General features: G+C 37.6%; 14 protein-coding genes and 1 tRNA gene. 9 read left to right on the top strand and 6 right to left on the bottom strand.

Annotation, left to right across the window (positions count from 1 at the left end):
• Positions 1 to 358 precede the first annotated feature (358 nt).
• The 3 genes from HWV01_RS12860 (at position 359) to HWV01_RS12850 (ending at position 5,495) form a co-directional block, all read left to right on the top strand.
• Entirely contained in the window at positions 359 to 4,237 is a 3,879-nt protein-coding gene (locus tag HWV01_RS12860; protein WP_211671929.1) for an RHS repeat domain-containing protein, read from the top strand.
• Positions 4,234 to 5,277 (top strand): RHS repeat-associated core domain-containing protein, encoded by a 1,044-nt coding sequence (locus HWV01_RS12855; RefSeq protein ID WP_211671928.1) that lies wholly within the window; start codon positions 4,234 to 4,236, stop codon positions 5,275 to 5,277. The genes HWV01_RS12860 and HWV01_RS12855 overlap by 4 nt, the downstream gene beginning before the upstream one ends.
• Positions 5,278 to 5,404: 127 nt before the next feature.
• Positions 5,405 to 5,495 (top strand) — tRNA-Ser (locus HWV01_RS12850).
• Positions 5,496 to 5,580: 85 nt separating this feature from the next.
• Here the strand turns inward: HWV01_RS12850 and HWV01_RS12845 are convergent.
• Both HWV01_RS12845 and HWV01_RS12840 read right to left on the bottom strand, forming a co-directional pair.
• Positions 5,581 to 7,950 (bottom strand): hypothetical protein, encoded by a 2,370-nt coding sequence (locus HWV01_RS12845; RefSeq protein ID WP_211671927.1) that lies wholly within the window; start codon positions 7,948 to 7,950, stop codon positions 5,581 to 5,583.
• A 125-nt stretch (positions 7,951 to 8,075) separates the two neighbouring features.
• On the bottom strand, positions 8,076 to 9,296 hold the full coding sequence (locus tag HWV01_RS12840; protein ID WP_211671926.1) for an alpha-xenorhabdolysin family binary toxin subunit A: 1,221 nt from the start codon (positions 9,294 to 9,296) through the stop codon (positions 8,076 to 8,078).
• A 523-nt stretch (positions 9,297 to 9,819) separates the two neighbouring features.
• Here HWV01_RS12840 and HWV01_RS12835 point away from each other — a divergent pair.
• The 3 genes from HWV01_RS12835 (at position 9,820) to HWV01_RS12825 (ending at position 13,991) form a co-directional block, all read left to right on the top strand.
• A complete protein-coding gene (locus HWV01_RS12835) occupies positions 9,820 to 11,028 on the top strand; it encodes a helix-turn-helix domain-containing protein (protein ID WP_211671925.1) in 1,209 nt (402 codons plus the stop codon).
• 81 nt (positions 11,029 to 11,109) lie between these two features.
• On the top strand, positions 11,110 to 12,588 hold the full coding sequence (locus tag HWV01_RS12830) for an MATE family efflux transporter (RefSeq protein WP_211671924.1): 1,479 nt from the start codon (positions 11,110 to 11,112) through the stop codon (positions 12,586 to 12,588).
• 209 nt (positions 12,589 to 12,797) lie between these two features.
• Positions 12,798 to 13,991 (top strand): iron-containing alcohol dehydrogenase, encoded by a 1,194-nt coding sequence (locus HWV01_RS12825; protein ID WP_211671923.1) that lies wholly within the window; start codon positions 12,798 to 12,800, stop codon positions 13,989 to 13,991.
• Between the two features lie 125 nt (positions 13,992 to 14,116).
• Here the strand turns inward: HWV01_RS12825 and HWV01_RS12820 are convergent, their stop codons facing one another.
• Positions 14,117 to 14,455, bottom strand: a complete 339-nt coding sequence (locus tag HWV01_RS12820; RefSeq protein WP_211675848.1) for an FKBP-type peptidyl-prolyl cis-trans isomerase — start codon at positions 14,453 to 14,455, stop codon at positions 14,117 to 14,119.
• Positions 14,456 to 14,655: 200 nt separating this feature from the next.
• Here HWV01_RS12820 and thpR point away from each other — a divergent pair, with 200 nt between their 5' ends.
• Entirely contained in the window at positions 14,656 to 15,192 is a 537-nt protein-coding gene (gene thpR / locus HWV01_RS12815; RefSeq protein ID WP_211671922.1) for an RNA 2',3'-cyclic phosphodiesterase, read from the top strand.
• 65 nt (positions 15,193 to 15,257) lie between these two features.
• Here the strand turns inward: thpR and murQ are convergent, their stop codons facing one another.
• A complete protein-coding gene (murQ, locus tag HWV01_RS12810; protein ID WP_211671921.1) occupies positions 15,258 to 16,151 on the bottom strand; it encodes an N-acetylmuramic acid 6-phosphate etherase in 894 nt (297 codons plus the stop codon).
• Between the two features lie 104 nt (positions 16,152 to 16,255).
• Between murQ and HWV01_RS12805 the strand changes: the two genes are divergently transcribed.
• Both HWV01_RS12805 and HWV01_RS12800 read left to right on the top strand, forming a co-directional pair.
• Positions 16,256 to 18,235 (top strand): ExeM/NucH family extracellular endonuclease, encoded by a 1,980-nt coding sequence (locus tag HWV01_RS12805; protein ID WP_249185298.1) that lies wholly within the window; start codon positions 16,256 to 16,258, stop codon positions 18,233 to 18,235.
• 149 nt (positions 18,236 to 18,384) lie between these two features.
• Positions 18,385 to 19,422 (top strand): GGDEF domain-containing protein, encoded by a 1,038-nt coding sequence (locus HWV01_RS12800; RefSeq protein ID WP_211671920.1) that lies wholly within the window; start codon positions 18,385 to 18,387, stop codon positions 19,420 to 19,422.
• A gap of 90 nt (positions 19,423 to 19,512) precedes the next feature.
• Here HWV01_RS12800 and HWV01_RS12795 read toward each other — a convergent pair whose 3' ends face one another.
• Entirely contained in the window at positions 19,513 to 21,150 is a 1,638-nt protein-coding gene (locus HWV01_RS12795) for an alkaline phosphatase (protein ID WP_211675846.1), read from the bottom strand.
• A gap of 239 nt (positions 21,151 to 21,389) precedes the next feature.
• The gene (locus HWV01_RS12790; protein WP_211671919.1) at positions 21,390 to 23,057 is read right to left on the bottom strand and encodes an AMP-binding protein; all 1,668 of its coding nucleotides are present in this window, start codon (positions 23,055 to 23,057) and stop codon (positions 21,390 to 21,392) included.
• Between the last annotated feature and the right edge of the window lie 3 nt (positions 23,058 to 23,060).

Genomic DNA, 23,060 nt, shown 5'->3' with positions numbered 1-23,060 from the left:
CACTGCTCAATTATAGGTACATAGAGGCAAGTCGTTAAAGTAGTGTTAAGTTCTGGGTGTAATTGTAATTAACGTTAAGTAACTGTTGTTAATTGTAATTCTTTGTAATTTTATTTAAGTTTTTGTAATTCAAGGGTTTCTTTTTAGTGTTGCTTGTTAGCATGTGTAAGGTGTCTTGTATTTGTTATATGTCAATTAGGGGGGCTGAAATTCAATTTAGAGCAATTGCGGGGAATTTACTCTCAATAGCTATAACCAGAAGAAAAATATACTGGTTAGGATACAAAACTGTGGCCAAAATTGGTTGATCACTTAGTTTTGAATAATTTTAATAAGAACTTTAAAAAAAGGATTTATTGTGAGTGATATTGACAAGATTGTTTCGAATGCATTTAATTTTGCAGACCGTTTAGTATCAGGGCCTAATCCAAAAACTGGTGGATTTGGAGTTCAAGTTAATCTTGGCAGTTTAATCGGTAATTTTACTAAAGGACCTGAGTTTACATTATCAATATCTTATTCTTTTATGAAAAGTAAGACAGAAACTTGGGCTGGAAATGGTTGGGTTGATAATATAGGCAAATATGATTTAAAACATAATATGTTGTTTTTGACCAATGGTCGAAGTTACTCTTTACATAAAAAGGCAAATCCTTATTACAATAAACCAAATGATATTAAAATTATAAAACATACATCTGGTTCTTATGTTTTAACTGTCATTCATAAAGATGGAAAAAAAGAGTATTTTCGAAAAAGTGATGGTTTATTATCAAAGATAACAAATGAACTTGGCGAGTATTTATACTTTAGTTACACAACAGATGGATTAATAAGTTCAATAAGAGATTCGAGTAAAACAAACTCTATAACTATTAAGTACGATAGGTTTCAAGTTGAAGTTATTAGCGCAACGAAAGAGGGAAAAAAATCGAGTGTTTTATTAAAAAAAGAGATTAGTGGAGGGCGATTAAGTACAGTATCTTTACCTGATAATGAAGATCTTTTTTATAAATTTGAATATGATAAATTTTCAGTTAATTTTGATGTGATTAAAACTATTACACACCCTACGTTGTTAATAGAAAAATTAAAATATACTTCATTGTCTTTAATGTCTGGCGCACCTACAAAATATTTACCTCGGGTACTTTATCATACTATTATTAATGGGAGTCATCGAACTGAGGTTCATTTTGATTTTAGTGTTCATAACTATTTAGGTTCTGAATTAAATGGCCAATTTAAACCTTATCTTGATCCCTTGTTAGAAATAAAAAAATCTTATGATTACTCTTCCACAGAAACGGTAATTAATAAGGGGAAAACACATTCAGTTAAACGTACGTACAACCGTTTTCATTTATTAACCGAAGAGATCAATTTTGTTAACAACAATGTGATAAGCAAAGTTAAGTATGAGTACAATGATGATCAAAGGAGAGACTTTACTGGACAAAAAGATAACTATAGCCTGCAGACAAGTGAAAGGAAGCGATACTATTCTGATTCAGGTGAACGCGAATCTGAAATTACAACTGCTTATGATCGATGTGGCAATCTAATACTAGAGGTAAGCCCTAGTGGAGAGGTTGAATATCAATACTATCCCGCTAAAGGAGGAACTGGTCCTCAAGATCCTCACGGATTTATTAATTATGTAGATAAGATAATAGAAAAACCAATTAATAAAGATGTAAACAAAGAAAGAAAGATCACGGATCATACTTACGGTGTTATAGGCGTTAATAAGGGCGGGTATAATATTATTAGGCCTGTTAAAGAAGAAAGCACGCATTCATTTAATACAAGCTACGAATACTATGATGTAAAAAATAATGACATGAATTTTGGTCTTTTACGTAAAGAGGTAAAATCATATGGAACATATTCAGTAAGCGCTGTATATACTTATGAACAGCCTGGTAATGGTACGTTTGTCGTTAATGAATTAAGAAACTACCTAGATAAAGTGGCTGAAAAAGGTAGCAGTATTATACATTCCTATAAAAAAACCGCCTGCTTATTAACAGGACTACCATTAGAAGAGGTCGATCATAGAAATTCAGTGACAAAGACAACCTACAATTCATTAGGGAAAGTACTTAATAAATCAGTCGCTTTTGGCACAAAACATGAGGCTGAATTTAACTGTGAATACTTATTTAAAGTACAAGGGAATGAGTCCAATTCAGTTATATTTATAAATGTAAATGGGAGTGAGTGCAAATATACTTATGATGGACAAGGTAATGAGATTAGTAAGTATATAAAATATACATTAAAATCCGTGTGGAATTTAATAAGAACAAAAGAGTATGATTCATTTGGAAATGTGGTTTCTGAGACTAACTATGATCAAGACATTGAATCTAAGAGTGTAACAACAACAGAGTATAACGAGTTCAACGAAGAAATTAAAGTAATTAATCCTGATGGGACGGTTAAATTTCTAATTAGAGACCCTGTTGCTATGACGTTGACAGAGTGTAATTCTGGAATGTGGTCTGTTAAAACATATTTTGATGAACGAGGTCTTGAAATTCGCCAGGATATTATTAATAATTTAGAAGAGACGCATGAAAAAACAATCAAGAATTATGATGCTTGGGGAAATCTTGAGAATAAAACTAATCATCATGGGCATACAGAATATTATACTTATGATATTTTTGGCCGTTTGAATAAAGTGACAATGGCTAATGGACAAATTATAAAAAATAAATTTAGTAATAATTTTTCGGGAGAGTTCATTCTTGAAAAATCATTAGATGGTGAATTACTAGGAAGTAAATGTTTTGATGCAATAGGCCGCTGCTATAAAAACAAAAACATGTCGGGAGAAACAACCTATGAATATAGTGACAGTAAAGATATAAACCCTGTAGTTAAAATTATGAATGATGGAACTCGGATAAAAATAACGAGTAATATTATATTGGATTGTATCACGGAAACCGGAAAAGAAGGCGGGGGGAATGATGATCATTATTTAAATAATCTAATTTTGACTCACGATGATATAACTGGGGATTTAGATGAAGGTGAAGTCGATGGAATATATACTGAATATAGCTATACACCACGTGGAATATTGTCGAATCATACAACGACAGTTAAAAAGGATGATTATAACAGCGGTGAGATAAAATTTGCTTTGGATTACGATTGTTCAATAGGGAATTATGTACGTAGACAAGAGCTAAAGTTTAATGATGATAATAGTCACCAAATTATTTATAGTCATGATCAACTTGGCCGAGTATGGTTTATTAAATTTTATGGTCTTGCTACATTAGAGATAACTTATAATGATTATGGTCAAATTGAATCTAAAGAACTAAAAGATTTAGGAAGTAGCGACTTATCTAATACAATTACGACATTATTTTCTTATGATGAGGTAGGGCGTGAAAAAGGACGTCGATTTTTTAAAAACGGCGTGTCTATAGAGGACGTTAACCTGTCGTTTGACTGTATAGGCAAGGTTGAAGAGAGAAGTCATATCCGTGGTAAGGATAATGTTCTAACTGAAACATTTACTTATTCTAATATGGGAAGGGTAGAAACTGTAACCAATCGAGGAACGGAACTTCCGTATGATAGCAACAACAACTCAATATTATTTCAGAAGTTTAGCTATGATTATTTAGGTAATATAAGAGAGTGCTCTAGTATTTTGCAGGGGGGGGCGAGTCAAAATACGACAACTTATGAGTACATGATAGACAATCCTTCTCATTTAGAATCTATTTCTCATAGTAATATGGATTATCCGAATATATTATTTAGCTATGATGCGAATGGTAATAGACTTAATGATGAGCATGGATGTGTATATAGTTATGACCATAATAATAAATTGAGAAAAGTAATAAAAGGCGATCAACAGACAATTTATAGTTATGACTGTAATAATAAGCTAACCAGGCAAAAAATAAAGCAAGATAATGGTAATGAAGATAGTTTATTTTATTTTTATGATAACGATGAGGTTATTGCAGAGATAGTCCCTTCTAGTGGAGAAAAAGTTTTATACTTGATACATGACAATCAAAAAATTGGCCGTTTTATTGATGTCAATGGGGGGATATTTATTGAGTATTATATTTGTAATCAAAATGGCTCTGTATTGTCAGTAATTGATTTTGATAATGATGACGTTAATTTAAATTATAATTTATATGGTAGCCGCAATGAGATGAATCATGGCTTAAATAGCGAAGGAGATAAATGATGTCTAAGAATATAAATAATCATTTATTATCTAAAACGGTATTGAACAAGTCGAGTCAACGCAATTTATCATTAGATGATACGCCTAATTTATCAAAGCGTGATTTTATGACCAGAGGTTCAATTCTTATTGCATGCGGTGGTTTAGTTACTTTTGCTCCATCATCATCATCAGCAGTAGGTTTATTTACTGTGGCACGTATACCATTAAGGCCAACTATATCAATTTTAGTTAATCCAATCGGTTTTAATGGGGAACGTATAGACCCTATTACAAAAGGCTATAATTTAGGGGGCGGATATCGTCATTATAAACCATCGTTAATGTGTTTTATGCAGTTCGATTCTGACGCATCTCCCTTTGGTGAAGGGGGGGTTAATGGTTATAGCTATGCTATGGGGGATCCCGTTTTATTTATAGACCCCACTGGACGTTCTATTAGTACATCGGAAGCATTAAGATATACGTTTGCATATCTTATTAATGGTATAACCCTTGTTGCAGGTGTGGCGATGGCGAACCCTGCACTTATCGTTGCTGCTGTAGCCGGAATGACTGGAACAACATTATCTCTAGTTGCCTCAACTCAAGAAGAAGGAACACTTCAGGATGCTCTCAATTATGCGGGACTTGCTTGCAGTGTGGTTTCTACAATAGCTAATTTGGGGGCTGCGACTAATAAACTGAGTACCATAAAGAAGGCTGCCTCAACGGTTGAGAAAGTGAAAGGAGTCTGGAAAGTTGCAAATGAGTCAATATCTATGACAGCTAAAGGCCTCACGGTTGCTGGTACTGTAAGTGATAATGATGAAGTTAAGCGAGTGGCTGCTTTTATTGGTATAGCTGCAAGTATATCTAAAGTTATTTGTAACTTTGAAGCTTACGGGCTTAAGGCAAAGCCACTTCATCCTAAAACAAGGTATGATAACCCCTCATCGACGTTGGGACTTCTGGCAGACTTTAAGGAGCAGACCCGTTGTGCTGATATTATCGTAGCTGGCCTTGATATTGATAAAAAAATTAGGAATGGATATTACTAACGCTATTATCACGCCTTGTTTGGTGTGCTTTATAAACCAGTTGTTGCTAAGGTGAGCGGGGCTGTTGTTTAATGCAATATTTGTATTTACAACCAATCTCTATTTCTATATTATCCCTCACTGCTGCGGAGGGGTGGCAGAGTGGCCGAATGCACTGGTCTTGAAAACCAGCAGGGGTTAATAGCTCCTCGAGAGTTCAAATCTCTCCTCCTCCGCCATCTATTAGAGAAGCCGGTACTTATTCATTTAAGTACCGGCTTTTTGCTTTCTGGGTTTAGCTATGTAATACACAAAGTTGTTGACCTAGAAAGTTGGAATTCCATTTCCAGAAAAGCTAATTTTAATATTATTTATTGTACTCAGGTCGATATTTTCCACGTTATTTAATTTTATGGTCCAAGTTGTAAAAGGAGTTGGCATAAAATAGTTTAACGCATAATCAGATGCGATAGCGCCACTTGTCAGAATATTCACTTCTTGTGTTTGACTATTGACCAAATTGTAAATGATTCTTCTAAACAATGGGATGGCTGTAAAAGTGTAATTATCTTGATGCCTTCTATCTTGATAAGTACCACTCGATAGCAGGTCAATATTATACAAACCTGTCGGTAATTCAGTTCCCTCTATCAATACACTGGCTTCATCTATTCTTACTCTGTCGAAATCTGCAAATATGGTGCTATTTAAGGGTAAGGTGAAATGTAAAATACCGGTATTTTTAAATTCGGCTAACTTATCTATGTCACTAATGTTATGACTAATCGACGAGAAGTCTTGTGGACGAGGGTAAAATCGATCCAAACTTGCCGCTTCCTGCTCACGCATAAATGCAAGATCTCGCGTATAAGCAGCAAATGATTTGTTTAACGACGGCGTGACAACACTCTCTTCTAAAGACCAGTAAGCAAACGCAGACTGGTAATTGGCAAGGGCGATAAACATAGGGCGTTTAAGGTTACTCAAGGTTCTGAAAAATGCGTCTTCTAACGTGTTAACTGCACTGGCATCGTTATCAATTGACTGAATAAGCGCTGATACCCGGTTGATATTCGCCGCATTAACTTGGCTCGCAATTCTTAAATCAATCTGTCTTGATAACTCTTGAGCCAAATTGATTTCTGTTGCTGAAATCGCTTTTGCTTGCGCTGCAAGCCTTTCTAGCTCTGCAAGATATGGCGTAGCTCCTGGAACTCCCGCACTAATCACTGGCGCAAAGTTAGCACGAGCATCAATGAGGAATTCATCCCACACTAGATTCGATGCTTCCAGTGTTGGTACTGTATGCTGGATCGAATTATAGAATTTCGCGATATCATCGACTACTACGTCGTATTTAACATCGTTAGAGAAAGAGTCGACAGCAGCGAGTGATTCTTGAATCTCACGCTGTTTTTTCGCAATATAATCTAATTGTTTCTTTAACAGGATTATTTTTGTGCCTAAGTCAGGTAGAGTCGCTATAAATTTAATTAAACCACTCGGATCACCGCCAGCAGAACCTGCAATCGCGGTACCGGCATTGGCTATTGCACTGACTACATCAAATACGGTTTGTATGGTTGCACGGTCTTCAAAAATCTCTAAACCTTGTCTAAACGCAATTTGAGCTTTAAGTATATTGGTATCTTGGCCTTGATAGTTAGTCGTTTGCTTAATAAGCGACTGTCTTAACTGATTGACTTGGTTAACGGACCTTTCAATAATCGCAAATTCAGCATTATTGACGCTTTGCAAATCTTCAAGCATGAGCTGGGCAAACTGCTTACGATCTGCAAGCACGATATTTCGATCAATATAGTTCTGATATTTGTCTTCATAAGCGCCCATTGCAGCTAAATAACTCGCATAGGTATATTCATACATATCATGGTTTAAGCTCGGCACATAATTAGGATTATTGTAAGAGAGTTGAATGAATTGCTTTAAGTTTGATACTTGTAAATAGAGTGACTTTAATTCTACGTTGTTAGCAATTGTAACCGGCGTGAACCTTAATACGCTTTCAACCCAGTCAAGCATTGCAACGCTAAGTTCTGGTGCGTTATCAAAAATAGATGCTGCCATGTCAAAAGAATGATTAAAAACAGCTAAGTATGGGCTAAGATCAATTGCGATCAAGCTGTCTATTTCATTCTTTATTACGGTCTTGTTATATACTGTTTCTGAGATAGTATAAATTTCACCAAAACCATCCGTTACTGGTTCCACAATATCAAACTCATAACCAGACGGGAGTAGGGTGATCACGTTTATATTATCATTAATGTTTTTTACAAATATTCCCAAGCTGACTGAGTTTGGCGTTCTTGCATCTATATTCAATGTGACGGCTTTATCGCCGGTAATGTTTCTCGCAAATATAAATAATCTCTGATTCGTTAAGTTTGTGATAACACTTTCAGTAACAACCAGTGTATCTGCAACAATTACGATTACATTCGGTTTATTAGTACTAGTCGTTAATGAATAATCATTTAAAATAGTACTTAAATCTAACAACATTCCCGAGGCTAAATAAGTCTGCCCATCATTGGTAATCGTTTTTTCAGTGACGCTATCAGGTAAATTTTTAGGTTGTGCAAGCTTATAATAATCAACCCAGTCAGTGGCGTTAACGGCAAAGCTAAATAATAAACTGAGTGTCATAATAAAAGTGTTTAAAACTTTCATCTTATGTCCTTATGATCATCGAAATATGAATAATATTGATTGAGTCGATATAGGTCGTTACCGCTATTTATCTAACCCCGCATAGCGTTAGATAAATAGAGCCAGACAAATATTAATAAATACTTCTATTCCATGATCACATAAGCGTTCTGCGCAAATTGTCTTGCTTTGTTGCTTATTTCGAGCCATTTAGGCCCTACGGTGCCAGCCAGTGGACTACTTACAATACCAGCGACCACTAAGTTAGCATTACGTAAGGCTTCTTCACTGTCTAATGAATTTAGTGATGTGGTGAGCGAGTCGAAATCACTTTCTAGACCTTGCCAATGCAGTTGCACTTTTTTAAGCTGAGGTAATGCATTTTCAATATGTGTCAGCATATCATTGATGTTTGAATGAGCTAGTTCGTAAGACGCTGCAAGGTTAACCGCATGTTCTAAACTTGCATTTGCCGCATTTATTTGATTGTTTACATCTTCAATCAAATTATCTAACCTGACTTTTCTAGCGCCTTCAATACTGCCACAAATAGTTAAAACAAGCGGACCTCCTATTGCGCAGAGGCCAATATTACGTTTCGCTTCACTTAGATCGCTCCTGTAACCTGCTATTTCATCGTTTAGCAGACGGATGTTCTCTCTTAACGTACTAATAGTAGCGCTGCTTAATAATGTTGAAAAATCGCCTTCAATAACATCAAGTTGTGCTTTTTGTGCTTCAACATCGGCTGCAAACTGCTTTAAATTCTCAACGGCTTTCGTTGTTGCTTGCTGCTGTATATGGGTAAAGTTCTTTAATACATTTAAAAATGAGAGTGCTGCATCGCGATTTGTCGCTGCAGCGGGAAGGTTATACGCGAAGGCGTTTTGTTGTAGCTGGCTAAGTTGATCCATCAAGGGCTGGATAAGTTGTGGGTGTATATCGCCGTAGTTTGCAAGTTGTAACGCTAAATCAACAATACCTGGATAAATGGTTGAATTCCAATCATGACCTGACTGATTAATGTTGATAAATTCAGTTAATAAACTCTGATATTCATAGGTGAAGCTATCATTAGTAGGGAACTTTGTTAATGTGCGTAAAGACGCTTCTGTTTTTGGTAATGCGATGGCCGCCGTTGCATAGGCTTGAATTTGATACCACTCCGTAGTTGAAAGTAAGGATGTATCTGAGCCTGTATCAAGGAATAATGAGTCACCTTCAAAATCACCTTGGATCGTATCATAATCCAGAGGTGGAATTTCAGTGATGGTTTGTGCATGCAATAATGTTGAGCCTACGACAGATAAAGCAAGTAAGCTAATTTTGAAGCCACGTAGTCGTTTATTAGTTGTTTTCACTTTCATTTGTCTGTTCCTCTAGATAAATATCATTTTATTTTTACGGTTTAAGAAATATTAATCCTTTCCGCGATAGGAATATGCCAGAGCGATATGATTATTTTTGGAACACAGATCGAAATTTTATATGTATCAAAATTTCCAATTATATTTATGGTTATTTATGAGTATAAAACCATTGATTTATAAGTGTTTTATTTTCATTTTAAATATGTATAAAACGCAATGTTATTACTAATTAACACAGTTAATCGCATTCTTAATATACAAGCAGGGGGAAGGAAATATAAAATTATCTTTGGCATTGTAGATCACAAAATATCTCCAATTGTAGACACTATTCAAATGTTGATTATTTACATTAGAACATTCACCCCTATTAAACATTCAATAAGAACATTCATCTTTATTAAGTACTCAATAAGAAATATATAGCAATATTTAGCTTTTCAGGTTATATATGCTAATTGGCATATAAGATGTTAATTATTATGATGTTAATTCATTATCCTGATAGAAGGTTCCTTTCATGACATACCAAATTTCAAACAATGTCATTTTTTGTAAAATAAAAGCGAAGCTTAAAAGTCCAGTAAGGACACAGAAATTAAATTCATCAGAAAAAGAAATCATAGACTTGTTATGTATCAAAAGGGGGTCTGTTGTTTCTAAAGAAGATCTGAAAGTAATAGGCTGGCCAGGACTGGAAGTAACCGATCAATCTTTAACACAAGCTATTTATTCGCTAAGAAAAAAATTATCATTATGTGGCGCGAATGATGTTATTGCGACTGTATTCAATCAGGGCTATACCGTTAAAAATGCGGAGCTATTATCGGAAAATGCATTGTCTTTACAAGCGCACTCTACCTATAAGATCAACGCTAAAAATATACTGTTATTTTTCATTTGTTTACTATTTCCCTACATACTTTATGATCAGTTTCTACACAGTGAAAGTAATAATGAAGAATTGGGTTTCTTGTCTCCTCAAACAAACTATATACATAATGGCAACTACCTTACATTTATCTCAAATGAGAATATAAACAAAGATAGAAAAGCTATGATTGAAATGTTCTCTGATAAAATACCAACTATAAGTAAGGTATTTTCTTTTATAACCAATAATAAAACTTATATTCTAGCTTGCCCATTAAGTAATAATGCCATTATATGTGACACTACTGTAAGCAAAGTATTAGAATTACACGCCTATAAAGAGAATATTGCGGCTAATAAAGTGAAAGAGTGGTTCTCATTACAGCAACAAATTAAAGGTGGGCTCCCGCTATTTACAGGGGTGATGATGAGCTCGAGTAACTATATGTTTGTAGATGAACAACTCACGATAACGGATAAAGTGCGCTTTATTTTCGATTTTAACAATCAGGTCAAAAGCGGATTTAAAGAATTCAAGATTAAAGATAAAACATATGAAGGGGAGTATAAAGGCTCCATATTATATTCAAATAAATCAGATACAAAAAATACTTTTATTAGCCGTAGCGGTGATTTTACGCTTAGTTTTGATAACAACGTCGGTACCGCCGCGTTAACTATGCAAAATAGAACGGTAGATATCATCCCTTTTAATCGTATTATGAAAGACAAATTTAGTAAAAAAAGCACAGAAAAACGTGTCATTTGGAAAGTTGAAGAATGGGGGGATCAATCCCTATGGGTATCAACTTCTGCTAATAAGATGTGGTTGTTTGAAGAAACCCCATTATATTAGCTTTACTTTCTGCATTGCGATATCTAAACCACAGTGTTACTAATAGTAACTATATTCCTTCATTGATTATTCAGATCTCTTATGACCACCGCTAAATTTACGCAAGGCTCTACGCTGTCTCATATCATTTATATGAGCTCTACGGGTGCTATTGGTTTAACTTGTCTTTTCCTCGTCGATTTACTCGATCTTTTTTATCTCAGTTTACTTGGTGAGAAACACTTAGCTGCGGCTGTTGGTTATGCGGGTACGGTGGCCTTTTTTACCACCTCAATTTCAATTGGTTTGTCTATTGCGATGGGCGCATTGGTTTCTAAAGCGTTAGGGCAGGGCAAACGTGAGAGTGCAGAGTCTTATGTAACGAATATCAGCATCGTGACTATTTTTGTGTCACTGATCATCATGTTATTGACCTGGTTTAATATTGAAACGCTGTTGAGCTTGTTAGGTGCAAAAGGCGAGACGTTACGTTTAGGTACCGTGTATTTACAAATTTTAGTCCCGTCGATGCCGCTAATGTCTATCGCTATGTCACTCGGTGCGAGTTTACGTGCAGTCGGTGATGGTAAACTATCTATGCTATCAACGATTGGCGGTGGCTTAGTGAATGCGATATTAGATCCTATTTTCATTTTTACGTTAGGCATGGGGATTGAAGGTGCGGCTATCGCGAGTGTGTTGTCCCGCTGCGCTGTATTTGTATTGTCATTTTATGGGGTTTATTCAAAGCACAAGCTATTAGGCCGTTGGCATATCAACCGTTTTAAAGCACAATTGCCCTTTATTATGGCGATCGCGCTACCAGCAATGCTAACGAATATTGCAACGCCAATCGGCAATGCGTTTGTCACGCGTAGTATTGCGGAATTTGGTGATAGCTTTATGGCTGGTTATGCCACCATTAACCGTATTCTACCGGTTGCATTTGGGATGATCTTCGCGTTATCTGGGGCTATTGGCCCGATTTTAGGACAAAACTATGGTGCTAAATTAATCCCACGTGTACGTAAAAGTCTAAAGGATGCGTTATGGTTTTGCGCCGGTTATGTGGTTGTTGTTTCTTTAATTCTTTATTTGCTCGAAGATTACTTGATCAGCGGTTTTAATCTGACCGGTGATGCGGTTGAAGTGGTTACTTTGTTTTGCCGTTTATTAGCGCTAACGTTTGTTTTTAATGGCATGATGTTTATTGCTAATGCAAGTTTTAATAACTTGGGTAAACCTAAATATTCGACTTGGTTTAATATGGGTAAAGCGACACTGGGCACGATCCCATTTGTCCTTGTTGGTGCCGAAATCGCGGGCGTTAAAGGCATATTAATTGGTCAGGCGCTAGGGTCTGTTTTCTTTGGTATTGCTTCTATCATGCTGGCATTTAAGTTAATCAAGCAAAAAGAATGTAAGACGCATCGTGATAGTGAACTGGCAGACAAGTTAGCAGAGGTTGCGACAATATCCACGGTCAATGCGTTGTCTTCTGAATGTTCGCAGTTTGGTATGTACAGCGAAGAATGTGATAGCAAAGGTTGTAACTTGTTGTTAGATGAAAATAAATGTTAACCCTTAACCTGTAAGTGAGTAAAAACAGCTAATAATAAAGTCAAAACTAAATTAGTACTTTAATTTTAACAAAGTGATGTAAACTCGATAATAACGCTTTCGAAAGCGAAACAAGTTCTTAATCGGGTTATTTGAGACTAACAGGGTTAGGCTCGGGTAATAAGTAATACTTGTTTTATGTATGTAAATAAAAAATTAAATGGAGACTTATGCTACATCAAAGCATTATCGAAATACGCGGACAAGTAAATAAGTTAATACCAATCCCGCTACCTAAACTTATTGAAGGTGAAGGCTCTGTTGCACAAACAGCAGTAGCATTAAAAGAACTCGGCGGCGCTAAACCTATGATTGTCACCGATGCGATGCTTGTTAAACTTGGTATTGCAAAACAGTTAACGGATGCGCTAGATATTGCAAGTATTGACTACGTCCTGTTTGATGAAGTAACTCCTGATCCAACATTGCAATTAGTTGCTAATGGCTTGAAGCGTTATAAACAAAACGGCTGTGATAGCGTGATTGCATTAGGTGGCGGTTCTCCGATGGATTGTGCTAAAGGCATTGCTGCCGCGGCGGTTAAGAATGTCGATGCGAGAAAATTAGTTGGGTTGTTACGCGTGCGTAAAGCTTTACCGCCATTTATCGCTATACCAACGACGGCGGGTACAGGATCTGAAGCGACGGTTGTTGCAGTGGTAACAGACCCGGATAAAAAACAAAAATTTACGATTGTTGACCCAAGCTTGGTACCAGCTGTTGCCATACTCGATCCATTATTGATGCTGGGACTACCGCCTAAAATCACCGCTGAAACTGGTATTGATGCATTAACTCATGCGGTTGAATCTTATATTGGTTGTTACGCGACAGAGCAAACGAAAGCGTATGGTTATGATGCGGTAAAACGTATTTTTGCAAACCTACCGAAAGCATATGCAGATGGCGGTGATGTAGAAGCAAGACGCCAAATGTCTATTGCGAGCTTTAATGCCGGTGTTGCCTTTACCCGTGCATCGATTGGTTATGTGCATGCAATTGCGCATCAAATGGGAGGGTATTACCATATTCCTCATGGTCTTGCGAATGCAGTGATCTTAGCACATGTACTTGAATTCTCATTTGAGAGTGCATTATGTCGTTATGCTGAACTGGCTATTGCTGCAGGACTTGCGACGAGCGATGATACTCAAATTGAAGCGGCGCATAAGTTTGTTGCCGGTGTGAAGGCATTGAATAAAACCTTGAATATTCAAGCTGACTTCCCCGATCTTCAAGCTAATGACATCCCTGAACTGGCTAAACGTGCAGTGAGAGAAGCGTATTGTGAATACCCTGTGCCGAAACTGATGAACAGAGCACAATGTGAGAGCTTGTTGAAGAAGTTATTGCCAGCGAGTTAACTACGCTGTTATTGGTGAGCTATTGATACGGTAGAGAGATGTGGCGAGCAATAGTTGGGTGATAATTATATTAAGAAAAGACATTCATAACGATAGCTTTATCGATATGAATGTCTTTTTTTGTATTAGTCGTCGCGAGTAAGCACTTCTAACAATTCAATTTCAAAGCTTAGATCTGAATGCGCAGGGATCACTGAGCCCATTTGACGTTCGCCATAAGCCAGTGCCGATGGGACGAATAGTTTACGTTTACCGCCTACTTTCATACCTAGAATACCTTGATCCCAACCTTTAATAACACGGCCAGTACCAATGACACATTGAAACGGTTTACCTTTGTCGTAAGACGAATCAAATTGGGTTCCGTCATTTAAGAATCCACGGTATTGCGTCATGATTAAAGCGCCTTTCACGGCTTCTTTACCTTCACCAATCACGAGGTCTGTCACTTGTAATTCTGTCATATCATTAATCTCATTAAAATCCATCGAGAGGTCAATCTGGCCTCGTAATACGGGAGATATTATCATTAAATGCTCGCGAGTGTATGCAGGATTATGATCGGCACTATGAAAAACAGGCAGTCAGTTGAACTGATGTATATAATTAGTAGGTAAGGTAGTTGTTAGCCTTATGATAACCACGTGTGTTCCATGGGTGTAGTATGCCAAGATTATTTACTGCTATAGAAGTCTCGAATGATGTAGATCGTGAATTGAATACGCTTGTTCCGACGACAGGGCAGAGCGTCGCTCAGGATACGAAACATATAACGCTGCGATTTATCGGTAATGTCACTGAAGCAGAAGCGACTGCCATTGAACTCGAATTGATATCCGTAAATGTCGACCCCTTTGTGTTGGCGGTTTCTGGTTGTCAATTTTTCAAATCACATGGCGCTAAAACAATTTTTGTCACTAATATTATGCCAAGTGCGGCGCTGACCGACCTTCATCAACTCATCACTGTGGTATTGCTGCATCGGGGAATAAGCGTCGAGGAGCGTAAATACCTGCCGCATATTACGGTGGCTCGTATTCATAGACCCAGTGATGTATTGATTGATTCGCTATTAGAAAAGGGTAAACGTGTCTCAACAGCGTTATTAGTTACCGGGTTTGTATTATATTGTGCTGAACATGATTCAACGCCAAAATACGTTAAGCGCAGGGAATATATATTCACTAAGCCTAACACCTGAACAGTAATTAAGACCGTATTGTTTATGATATTAATGCGCATAAAGCTAACTAACTTTCCTTGTGGCTACGACGTTAAAGCCTGACGTAAAAAACCTTGATTGTCAGCTAACTGTTGAGTTGCGGTATCGTAATCAACGCCGTTTAATTCCATTAAAATAGCCGATTTTACATGCTGGTTGGCTTGAACCAATAATGTTTGTGCTCGTTGACGCTCTACACCTGTTACATCCATAATGATGTTTTCGCTGCGTGTAATCAGTTTCTTATTTGAGGTTTTAACGTCAACCATCAAGTTTTGATAAACTTTACCAGTTCTTACCATCGCGCCAGTACTTAGCATGTTGAGCACTAACTTTTGGGCTGTACCAGCTTTCATTCGACTTGAACCTGTGAGTACTTCAGGACCCACAACAGGCGTAATCGCAATTTTAGCAATGGCCGCTATTGGCGAGTCATTATTACAACTTATTGCAATCGTGTCGCAGCCGAGTTTATTGGCAAAATTTAAACCGCCAATTACATAGGGGGTTCGACCTGATGCGGCGATGCCTACAACAATATCGCGCGGTGTTAATTGGATCTGGTTTAAATCAACTTGCGCGGCATGTAAATCATCTTCTGCCCCTTCTTGTGCTTTAAACATTGCCGCTTCGCCACCCGCTATAATACCTTGTACTTGCTGGCTACCTACACCGAATGTTGGTGGGCATTCCGATGCATCTAATACGCCTAAACGACCGGATGTACCGGCACCAATATAAATCAATCGCCCGTTTTGTTGAAATGCATGCGCAATCATGTCAATTGAAGCTGCAATAAGGGGGAGTTCAAGTTTGATAGCTTGAGTGACTTTTTCGTCTTCACTATTGAATAGCTTAACAAGTTCTAATGTTGAAAGTTGATCTAGGTTAGCACTTGCTAAATTTCTTTGTTCTGAAGTAAGCGATTTTATATCCATAATAACTACACTCATACAATACAGACGCGGGGTCTAGTGAAAGGATTGATAAGCATGAGTTTAAAGCAGAAATGTATAGAATGCTAGGGCGTTTATTTGCATACATGGTCAGCATAATATTGTTGCTTAATGATGTGTATGCAAATGAATTATTGAATGAAAATAATATAAGTTGTATCGGTGAGAATTACTCGATTAGTCAATTACAAGGGGAAGGACATCGCTCTCCTTATGTGATAAAAAAGGGAAGTAAACGATATCGTAGTGATTTATTCTTTACTGTTAGGGGTGTTGTTACCAAGTTGAAACTGGATCGTAATGCGGGTTTTTTCATGCAGCAAATAGATAAATCAACGTTGAGCCTCGCGTCAAAAGGAATTTTTGTCAGAACGACAGACATGACGAATATTAAGCTTGATACAAGTGTATGCGTGACTGGTGTTGTTGAAGAATATTACGGTATGACGCAATTACATCCCACAGCAGAAGTAATCGTGCTTGGCGATGCTAAGGCGGTAGCGCCTACCAATATCATTGTTGCAACAGTTGATGCTAACTTTAGTGAAACCCTTGAACGCTATGAAGGAATGCGTGTACGTTTGGTCAATATGACGGATATGCGCGTGACGAAACCTTTATATTATGATCGACGTTGGCAGCGTTATAATATCATTCTTAGTCATCAGCAGATAAATATTCATCCTAATACGACTGCTTTTCCTAGCAGTATTTTCGCCGACCAGCATGCCCTGAGTAACAAACAGCGGCGCTTATATTTACAGCTAGCTGGTCGACCTACATTAATAACCAAATCTGATTATATACGTGTTAATGACAAGGTTGCTGGCGTTGTGGGTATTTTGCAATTTAGTTATGGCGAATTTAGGTTAGTCACGGATGATCCGGTTTCTAAAATACAATTCACGCATTTAAGTGACCGCGAAACATTACCCCCGCGGACGACGCATCATTTGCGTATTGCTAGCTTCAATTTACTTAATTATTTTAATACCGCCGCTGGTGGGGCCTATAATCCATTAAGGCAAAATAGGGGCGCTACAACACGATTAGCGCTACACCGACAAGAAACGAAATTGGTTAAAACAATCGTCACACTTGATGCTGACTTTATTGGTCTGATGGAAATAGAAAACAATGGTTTTGGTAAAGACTCGGCGATCCAACGGTTATTAAGCTTAGTCAATCGCCAAATAAAGGATCCAGATAAACAGTACAAAATGCTGCAACCTGAGCTGTCAGATTTATATCGAGGGCGTTATTTAGGCTCGGGAGCGATAACCGTTGCTGGCTTTTATCGACCATCTAGACTTAAGCATGTGAGTACCCGTGTAATTGATCTGCCTATACAGCGTAGTATTTTGGGTAATGCTTATCATCGACCAGCATTAACCCCCACCTTTATGAGAAACAGTAGCTATAAAAAAGAAAGTGAACGACTCACGATTAGTGTTAACCATTTCAAATCTAAAGGTTCAAAATGTGTTGCAGATAAGCAACGCTCAGCAATCTTAAAACAATTAAAAAGCAGTAGCAGGAAGAGCAACACTTCGCTGCAGAAATGGCAAAGAACCAAATCAAAATTCAAGCAAGATAGGCAGGGACATTGTGCAGGGTTTCGATCGTTAGCCGCGAGTGTATTGGCGCAGTCATTAGCGAGGCAAGGTGGGGATAAGATTATCTTGGGTGATTTGAATAGTTATCCCAAAGAAGACCCGCTGTTAGTGCTAACTGATTATAAACAAGCGAGCTATGCTTATTATAAGATAAGGGGCAGTACACACAGTTATCTTGGTCAGCATTTAATCGTCCTTAAATTGGATAATGGTTTTGGTTATCATGATCCATTTATAAGTGAAAATACCGATAGCTGGACTTACTCTTTTCAGGCATTGGGTCGTTTGGATTATATATTGGTTAATACTGACCTTTTATCGGATGTAGTGGTAAAAAAAGTATGGCATATTAATGCGGCTGAAAGCCGATTATTAAATAAGGACAAAGATTTTTTAAATGATATAGCATTCTCATCAGATCATGACCCTTTGTTTATTGAGTTAAAATAATACAATTCAATTCAATATAGGGATACCCAATTAATAGAATATCACTGTATAATAAACTACCAATTTCGAGGTGTTCTTATACTGTAATTAGCGGCTGAAATTATTGGTGTATTGTTTCTGATTATTACTTACTTATTATTTGGTGTGCGATGAAAAAAAAATTAACTTACCAAGAATTAGAAGAACAAGTTGTCAAACTAGAAAGTAAATTTGAAAATTTACAGCAACAACTTGATCTCGCTAATCAAATAACAAGTGAATCTTTAAGGTCGAAGAGGTTATTACAGACTTTAGTCGATACTATTCCCAGCCCACTTTTTTATAAAAATACCGACGGTGTATATCAACAGTGTAATGATGCTTTTGCTCAGACTATTTTAGGTATTGATAAAGACAAAATTATAAACAAGTCATTATTTGATTTAAGTGAATATATTCCTCGTGAATTAGCTGAAATTTTTCACGCTAAAGATTTATTATTACTTAACAATCCGGGTCAGCAAGTTTATGAAGCCTCGGTGAAATGTGCCGATGGATCTATTCGCATATTCACTTTTTATAAAGCATCGGTACTCGATGAACAACAACAGATCCTAGGGGTTGTTGGCGTAATGCTTGATGTGACTGAACTGAAGAATAAAAAGCGTGAGTTACTAGAAAATAACCGTCGTTTAGAAATGTGTTCACTCACAGATCCATTGACTGGACTGTACAATCGTCGTAAGTTCAACGATGTGTTTCCAGAGAGCTTACGCGTGGCTAAACGCCACCATCGTTTATTAAACTTCGCTATTATCGATATAGATAACTTCAAAAAATTCAATGATAACTATGGGCATGTAGCCGGTGATAATGCCTTGGTTACTATTTCTAATTTGCTACATAATAAGTTATTACGCGCTGATGATTATATATTCCGCTTAGGTGGTGAAGAATTTGGCTTGTTATTTTATGCCGATGATGAAATAGCCGCATCGCAATTTGTGAACGATATTCGTTTAGCTGTGCAGGGTTTAGGGATCCAGCATAAGGAGAATAATGGTTATTCATGTGTAACAATATCATTAGGCATGGTGACGATTAAATACACTGATAAAGATATGTTAACTTTGTATGAAATGGCAGATAAATTGTTGTACAAAGTGAAAAATTCAGGGAAAAACCAGATATTAGCCAAACTCGTTTAAGATCCCATGCGGGTTACCTTAAACGGGTCTGGTCTAAACTTTATTGATATTTATTATTTATCTTGGTTCTGCATTAGCCTAGATGTTGTCTTATAGTAATGCATCAGCCATTTTCTGACTTAATTCAACATGATGTTGCATGGTTGAAAATTGTCTAGTAATACTCTCAGGTCCAAATGCATAGACAGGTACTGGTGCTGCAGTGTGTGTGCCTGTCCCCCAAACTACATTTTGAGCCGCGCCTAATACACGACCAATTAAGTTAGCGTGGAGCTCATCACCGTATACGTAGAATTCTTTAAAGTCATTTACTTTCGGGAATTCCTTCGCACTTAGGTATTTATGGCCAGCAACGTGATACTCATTCTCTTCACGTAATGTAACTGGTGTCGCTTGCTCAGGTGTTACTTTGAATACACTGTAACTGTTTATTGCATCAGCCCATTGTTGTCCTGTACTATTTTTGAAGTTCCAATCAGCATTGACTTTATTCATCATGGTGTAGAAAGTGCCGCTTTGAGCATATAGCTTATCAAGTTGTGAAAGTGCACCAAAGTTAAAGTTCGGTTTGTATTCTTTGCCTTGCATGCCATTACCGGTTAAGTGCTGTGCTTCAGGTAAGTCATTACGAGAATAACTGAATCCGAAACTACCAGTTTCATGATCGGCGGTGACAATAACGAGGGTGTCGTTACGATCTTTGACCCAGTCATAAACTGCAGCTACAGCTTCATCAAATTTTATTAATTCATGCAGCATCCAGCCCGCATCGTTAACATGGCCTGCCCAGTCTATTTGACCGCCCTCAATCATAAGGAAGAAACCATCTTCATCTTTAGATAATATGTCCAATGCTTTCATGGTCATGTCGCGTAATGATGGTTCTGTACAGCTGTTGTCTTGCTTACATGCGGTATACGCAATACCGTCTGCCATGCCTGAGTTAGCGAATAAGCCTAGCAATTTAGTGCCTTCAGCTGCGGTGAGTTGTTCTTTATCAAAAGCAAGGTTATAGCCGTATTGCTCTTTGGCTTCTAATAATAAATTACGTTGGTCTTTACGTTTCGATTTTTTGTAAATGTTGTCAGGCACACCTAAATCGGCCATTTCTTTTCGGCTAGCTTGATTGGTTTTAATATCTGCTGGCAGGAATACCCGTGCACCGCCTGATAGCATCACATCAACACTACCTGATTCGATTAGCTGTTCTGCGATTTTAGCTTCATAAGAGCGGTGTGGTTGATGAGCTGCGAATGCTGCTGGTGTTGCATGAGTAATACGTGTGTCTGATACCAAGCCCGTTGCTTTACCTTGTGCTTTGGCTTTCTCTAGTATTGTCTCGACCACATTCCCTTGGCTATCTAGACCAATCATTTCAGACCCTGATGCTACGCCTGTCGCGAGTTGTGTCGCAGAACAGGCTGAATCGACAACCAGACTACCGTTATTGCCATAAGGTGCGCTTAACGATAGTCCTACTTGACCTGCATCGGCAAACTTAGATAATGCTGTTTTATTACCTTTATCATTATAAATAGAAAGCGGGGCACGCTGCGCATATTCCTCTAACAGACCCACCTGTTGGGGTCCCATACCATCACCAATCATCAAGATTAGATTTTTAACTTTGGTTGGTTCTGGAGTATTAACAGTAGAAACTGGATAGTTGTTACAAGCACTAAGAAATACGCTTGAAATCGCAAGCATTAGTACACTATTTTTAATCATCATAAATCCCTGTAAATGGTTAATCTAGTTGTTTTTATAGCAGCTAGAGTACAAGAGTTTTGTTACGGTTTTGTTACAGGTCCGTGAATTATGTAATGATATGTAAAGTAACTTGATACGTAGTGGGTTTCGTTATTACGTTAAGCTTTTCGCTTGTCAGACCGGTTTTCTGTGACAATATAAAATACAACAAGGTATATAAACTTGATGGTACCTTGTTGTATTTAAAGCATTAATTATTATTTTGACGCCGTGATAAGCTCGCGCTTAAGTATTTTACCTACGGCACTTTTTGGTAGTGTATCGCGAAACTCAATATTACGTGGTATTTTATAAGCGGTTAAATAACGGCGGCAGAATGTTTGTATGTCTTTGCTCGTCAGTGTTTTATTGGTACTGCATATAAATACTTTAATCTGCTCGCCAGTGATTTGGTGAGGGATGCCAACCGCTGCCGCTTCTTCAATATCAGGATGTAATCGAAGTACTTCTTCAATTTCAGCAGGATAAACATTGAAGCCAGAAACCAAAATCATGTCTTTTTTACGATCTACAATAAAAAAAGCCCCGTCTTTATCCATACGTGCTATATCGCCAGTCGAAAACCAACCGTCACTATCAATTGATTGAGATGTTGCTTCTTCTTGCTTCCAATATCCAGCCATAACTTGAGGCCCTCGAACTTGCAGTTCGCCAACTTCATCGACTCCCTGTGGCTGCTTATCATCATTCACGACACGCATTTCTGTTGATGGTAATGGGACGCCAATACCCGCGGTATATTCTTGCTGAGTGTGTATACCACTACAAACCACAGGTGAACATTCTGTTAGACCATAACCTTCGATGATTGGCATCCCTGTGACTTTTTGCCATTCTTTTGCAACATCTTCCTGGGTTGACATGCCACCTGCGATGGTAAAGCGACAGCTGCTGAAATCTAATGCGCGGAATTTTTCATTCTTTAACATCGCGTTGAACAGAGTATTCAAGCCGAAAAAGGTAGTAAAAGGATAGTTTTTTAGTTCTTTGATAAAACCGTCCATATCTCGAGGGTTAGTAATTAATAAATTACGCCCCCCGATCATCATTATAAACATCAAGCTTACAGAGTTAGCAAAGATATGGTAAAGCGGTAGGGGAGTAACAACATGATCATTAGACATAAGTGTACGCGGAGAGAATTGACCAAAAACTTGTAATACGTTAGCGACAATATTGCGATGCGTTAACATTGCACCTTTTGCTACGCCTGTTGTACCACCTGTATATTGTAGATATGCAATATCTTCAGGCTTACATGCGGGGCGGTGATAAGAACGTTTACGTCCAGTGGCTATGACTTTACGCATTGAAATTGCATTGGAAATGTGAAAGTCGGGGATCATTTTTTTAACGTACTTAATCGTGAAGTTAACCAAGGTACGTTTCGGTTGTGGTAGTTGATCGCCTATACTGGTCATGATCACATGCTTGATACTAGTTTGCGGTAATACCTTTTCTAGATTAGCGCCAAAATTGGTAATAGCAACAATCATTTTTGTGCCTGAATCCGCCAATTGATGCTGTAATTCTCGTTGGGTATAAAGGGGGTTGACGTTAACCGCAATTAGTCCGGCTCGAAGAATACCAAAAAGTGCAATAGGGTACTGCAGTAGGTTTGGCATCATTATTGCGCATCGGTCACCAGGCTGCATCTTAAGATCATGTTGTAGATAGGAAGCAAAAGCTCGACTTTGTTCTTCAAGTTGACGAAAAGTCAGTGTTGCACCCATGTTCAAAAAGGCGATTGAATCTGCATGTTTTTTACAGCTCTGCTCTACGATATCTAAAATACTGTCATATTGTGATGCATCGATGAACTCTGGTACATCGCTAGGGTAGCTGTTTAGCCAAGCTTTTTCCATATT

This window comes from Moritella sp. 5 (assembly GCF_018219455.1).
Classification (GTDB): domain Bacteria; phylum Pseudomonadota; class Gammaproteobacteria; order Enterobacterales; family Moritellaceae; genus Moritella.
Note: the sequence above shows the minus strand (reverse complement) of the source record. Positions and strands in the feature narration are given on the sequence as shown.

Excerpts from the sequence above, each read along its gene's own strand:
- HWV01_RS12855 (WP_211671928.1), top strand. The coding sequence starts at position 4,234 with ATGATGTCTAAGAATATAAATAATCATTTATTATCTAAAACGGTATTG.
- HWV01_RS12845 (WP_211671927.1), bottom strand. The coding sequence starts at position 7,950 with ATGAAAGTTTTAAACACTTTTATTATGACACTCAGTTTATTATTTAGC.
- HWV01_RS12840 (WP_211671926.1), bottom strand. The coding sequence starts at position 9,296 with ATGAAAGTGAAAACAACTAATAAACGACTACGTGGCTTCAAAATTAGC.
- HWV01_RS12835 (WP_211671925.1), top strand. The coding sequence starts at position 9,820 with ATGACATACCAAATTTCAAACAATGTCATTTTTTGTAAAATAAAAGCG.
- HWV01_RS12830 (WP_211671924.1), top strand. The coding sequence starts at position 11,110 with ATGACCACCGCTAAATTTACGCAAGGCTCTACGCTGTCTCATATCATT.
- HWV01_RS12825 (WP_211671923.1), top strand. The coding sequence starts at position 12,798 with ATGCTACATCAAAGCATTATCGAAATACGCGGACAAGTAAATAAGTTA.
- HWV01_RS12820 (WP_211675848.1), bottom strand. The coding sequence starts at position 14,455 with ATGACAGAATTACAAGTGACAGACCTCGTGATTGGTGAAGGTAAAGAA.
- thpR (WP_211671922.1), top strand. The coding sequence starts at position 14,656 with ATGCCAAGATTATTTACTGCTATAGAAGTCTCGAATGATGTAGATCGT.
- murQ (WP_211671921.1), bottom strand. The coding sequence starts at position 16,151 with ATGGATATAAAATCGCTTACTTCAGAACAAAGAAATTTAGCAAGTGCT.
- HWV01_RS12805 (WP_249185298.1), top strand. The coding sequence starts at position 16,256 with ATGGTCAGCATAATATTGTTGCTTAATGATGTGTATGCAAATGAATTA.
- HWV01_RS12800 (WP_211671920.1), top strand. The coding sequence starts at position 18,385 with ATGAAAAAAAAATTAACTTACCAAGAATTAGAAGAACAAGTTGTCAAA.
- HWV01_RS12795 (WP_211675846.1), bottom strand. The coding sequence starts at position 21,150 with ATGATTAAAAATAGTGTACTAATGCTTGCGATTTCAAGCGTATTTCTT.
- HWV01_RS12790 (WP_211671919.1), bottom strand. The coding sequence starts at position 23,057 with ATGGAAAAAGCTTGGCTAAACAGCTACCCTAGCGATGTACCAGAGTTC.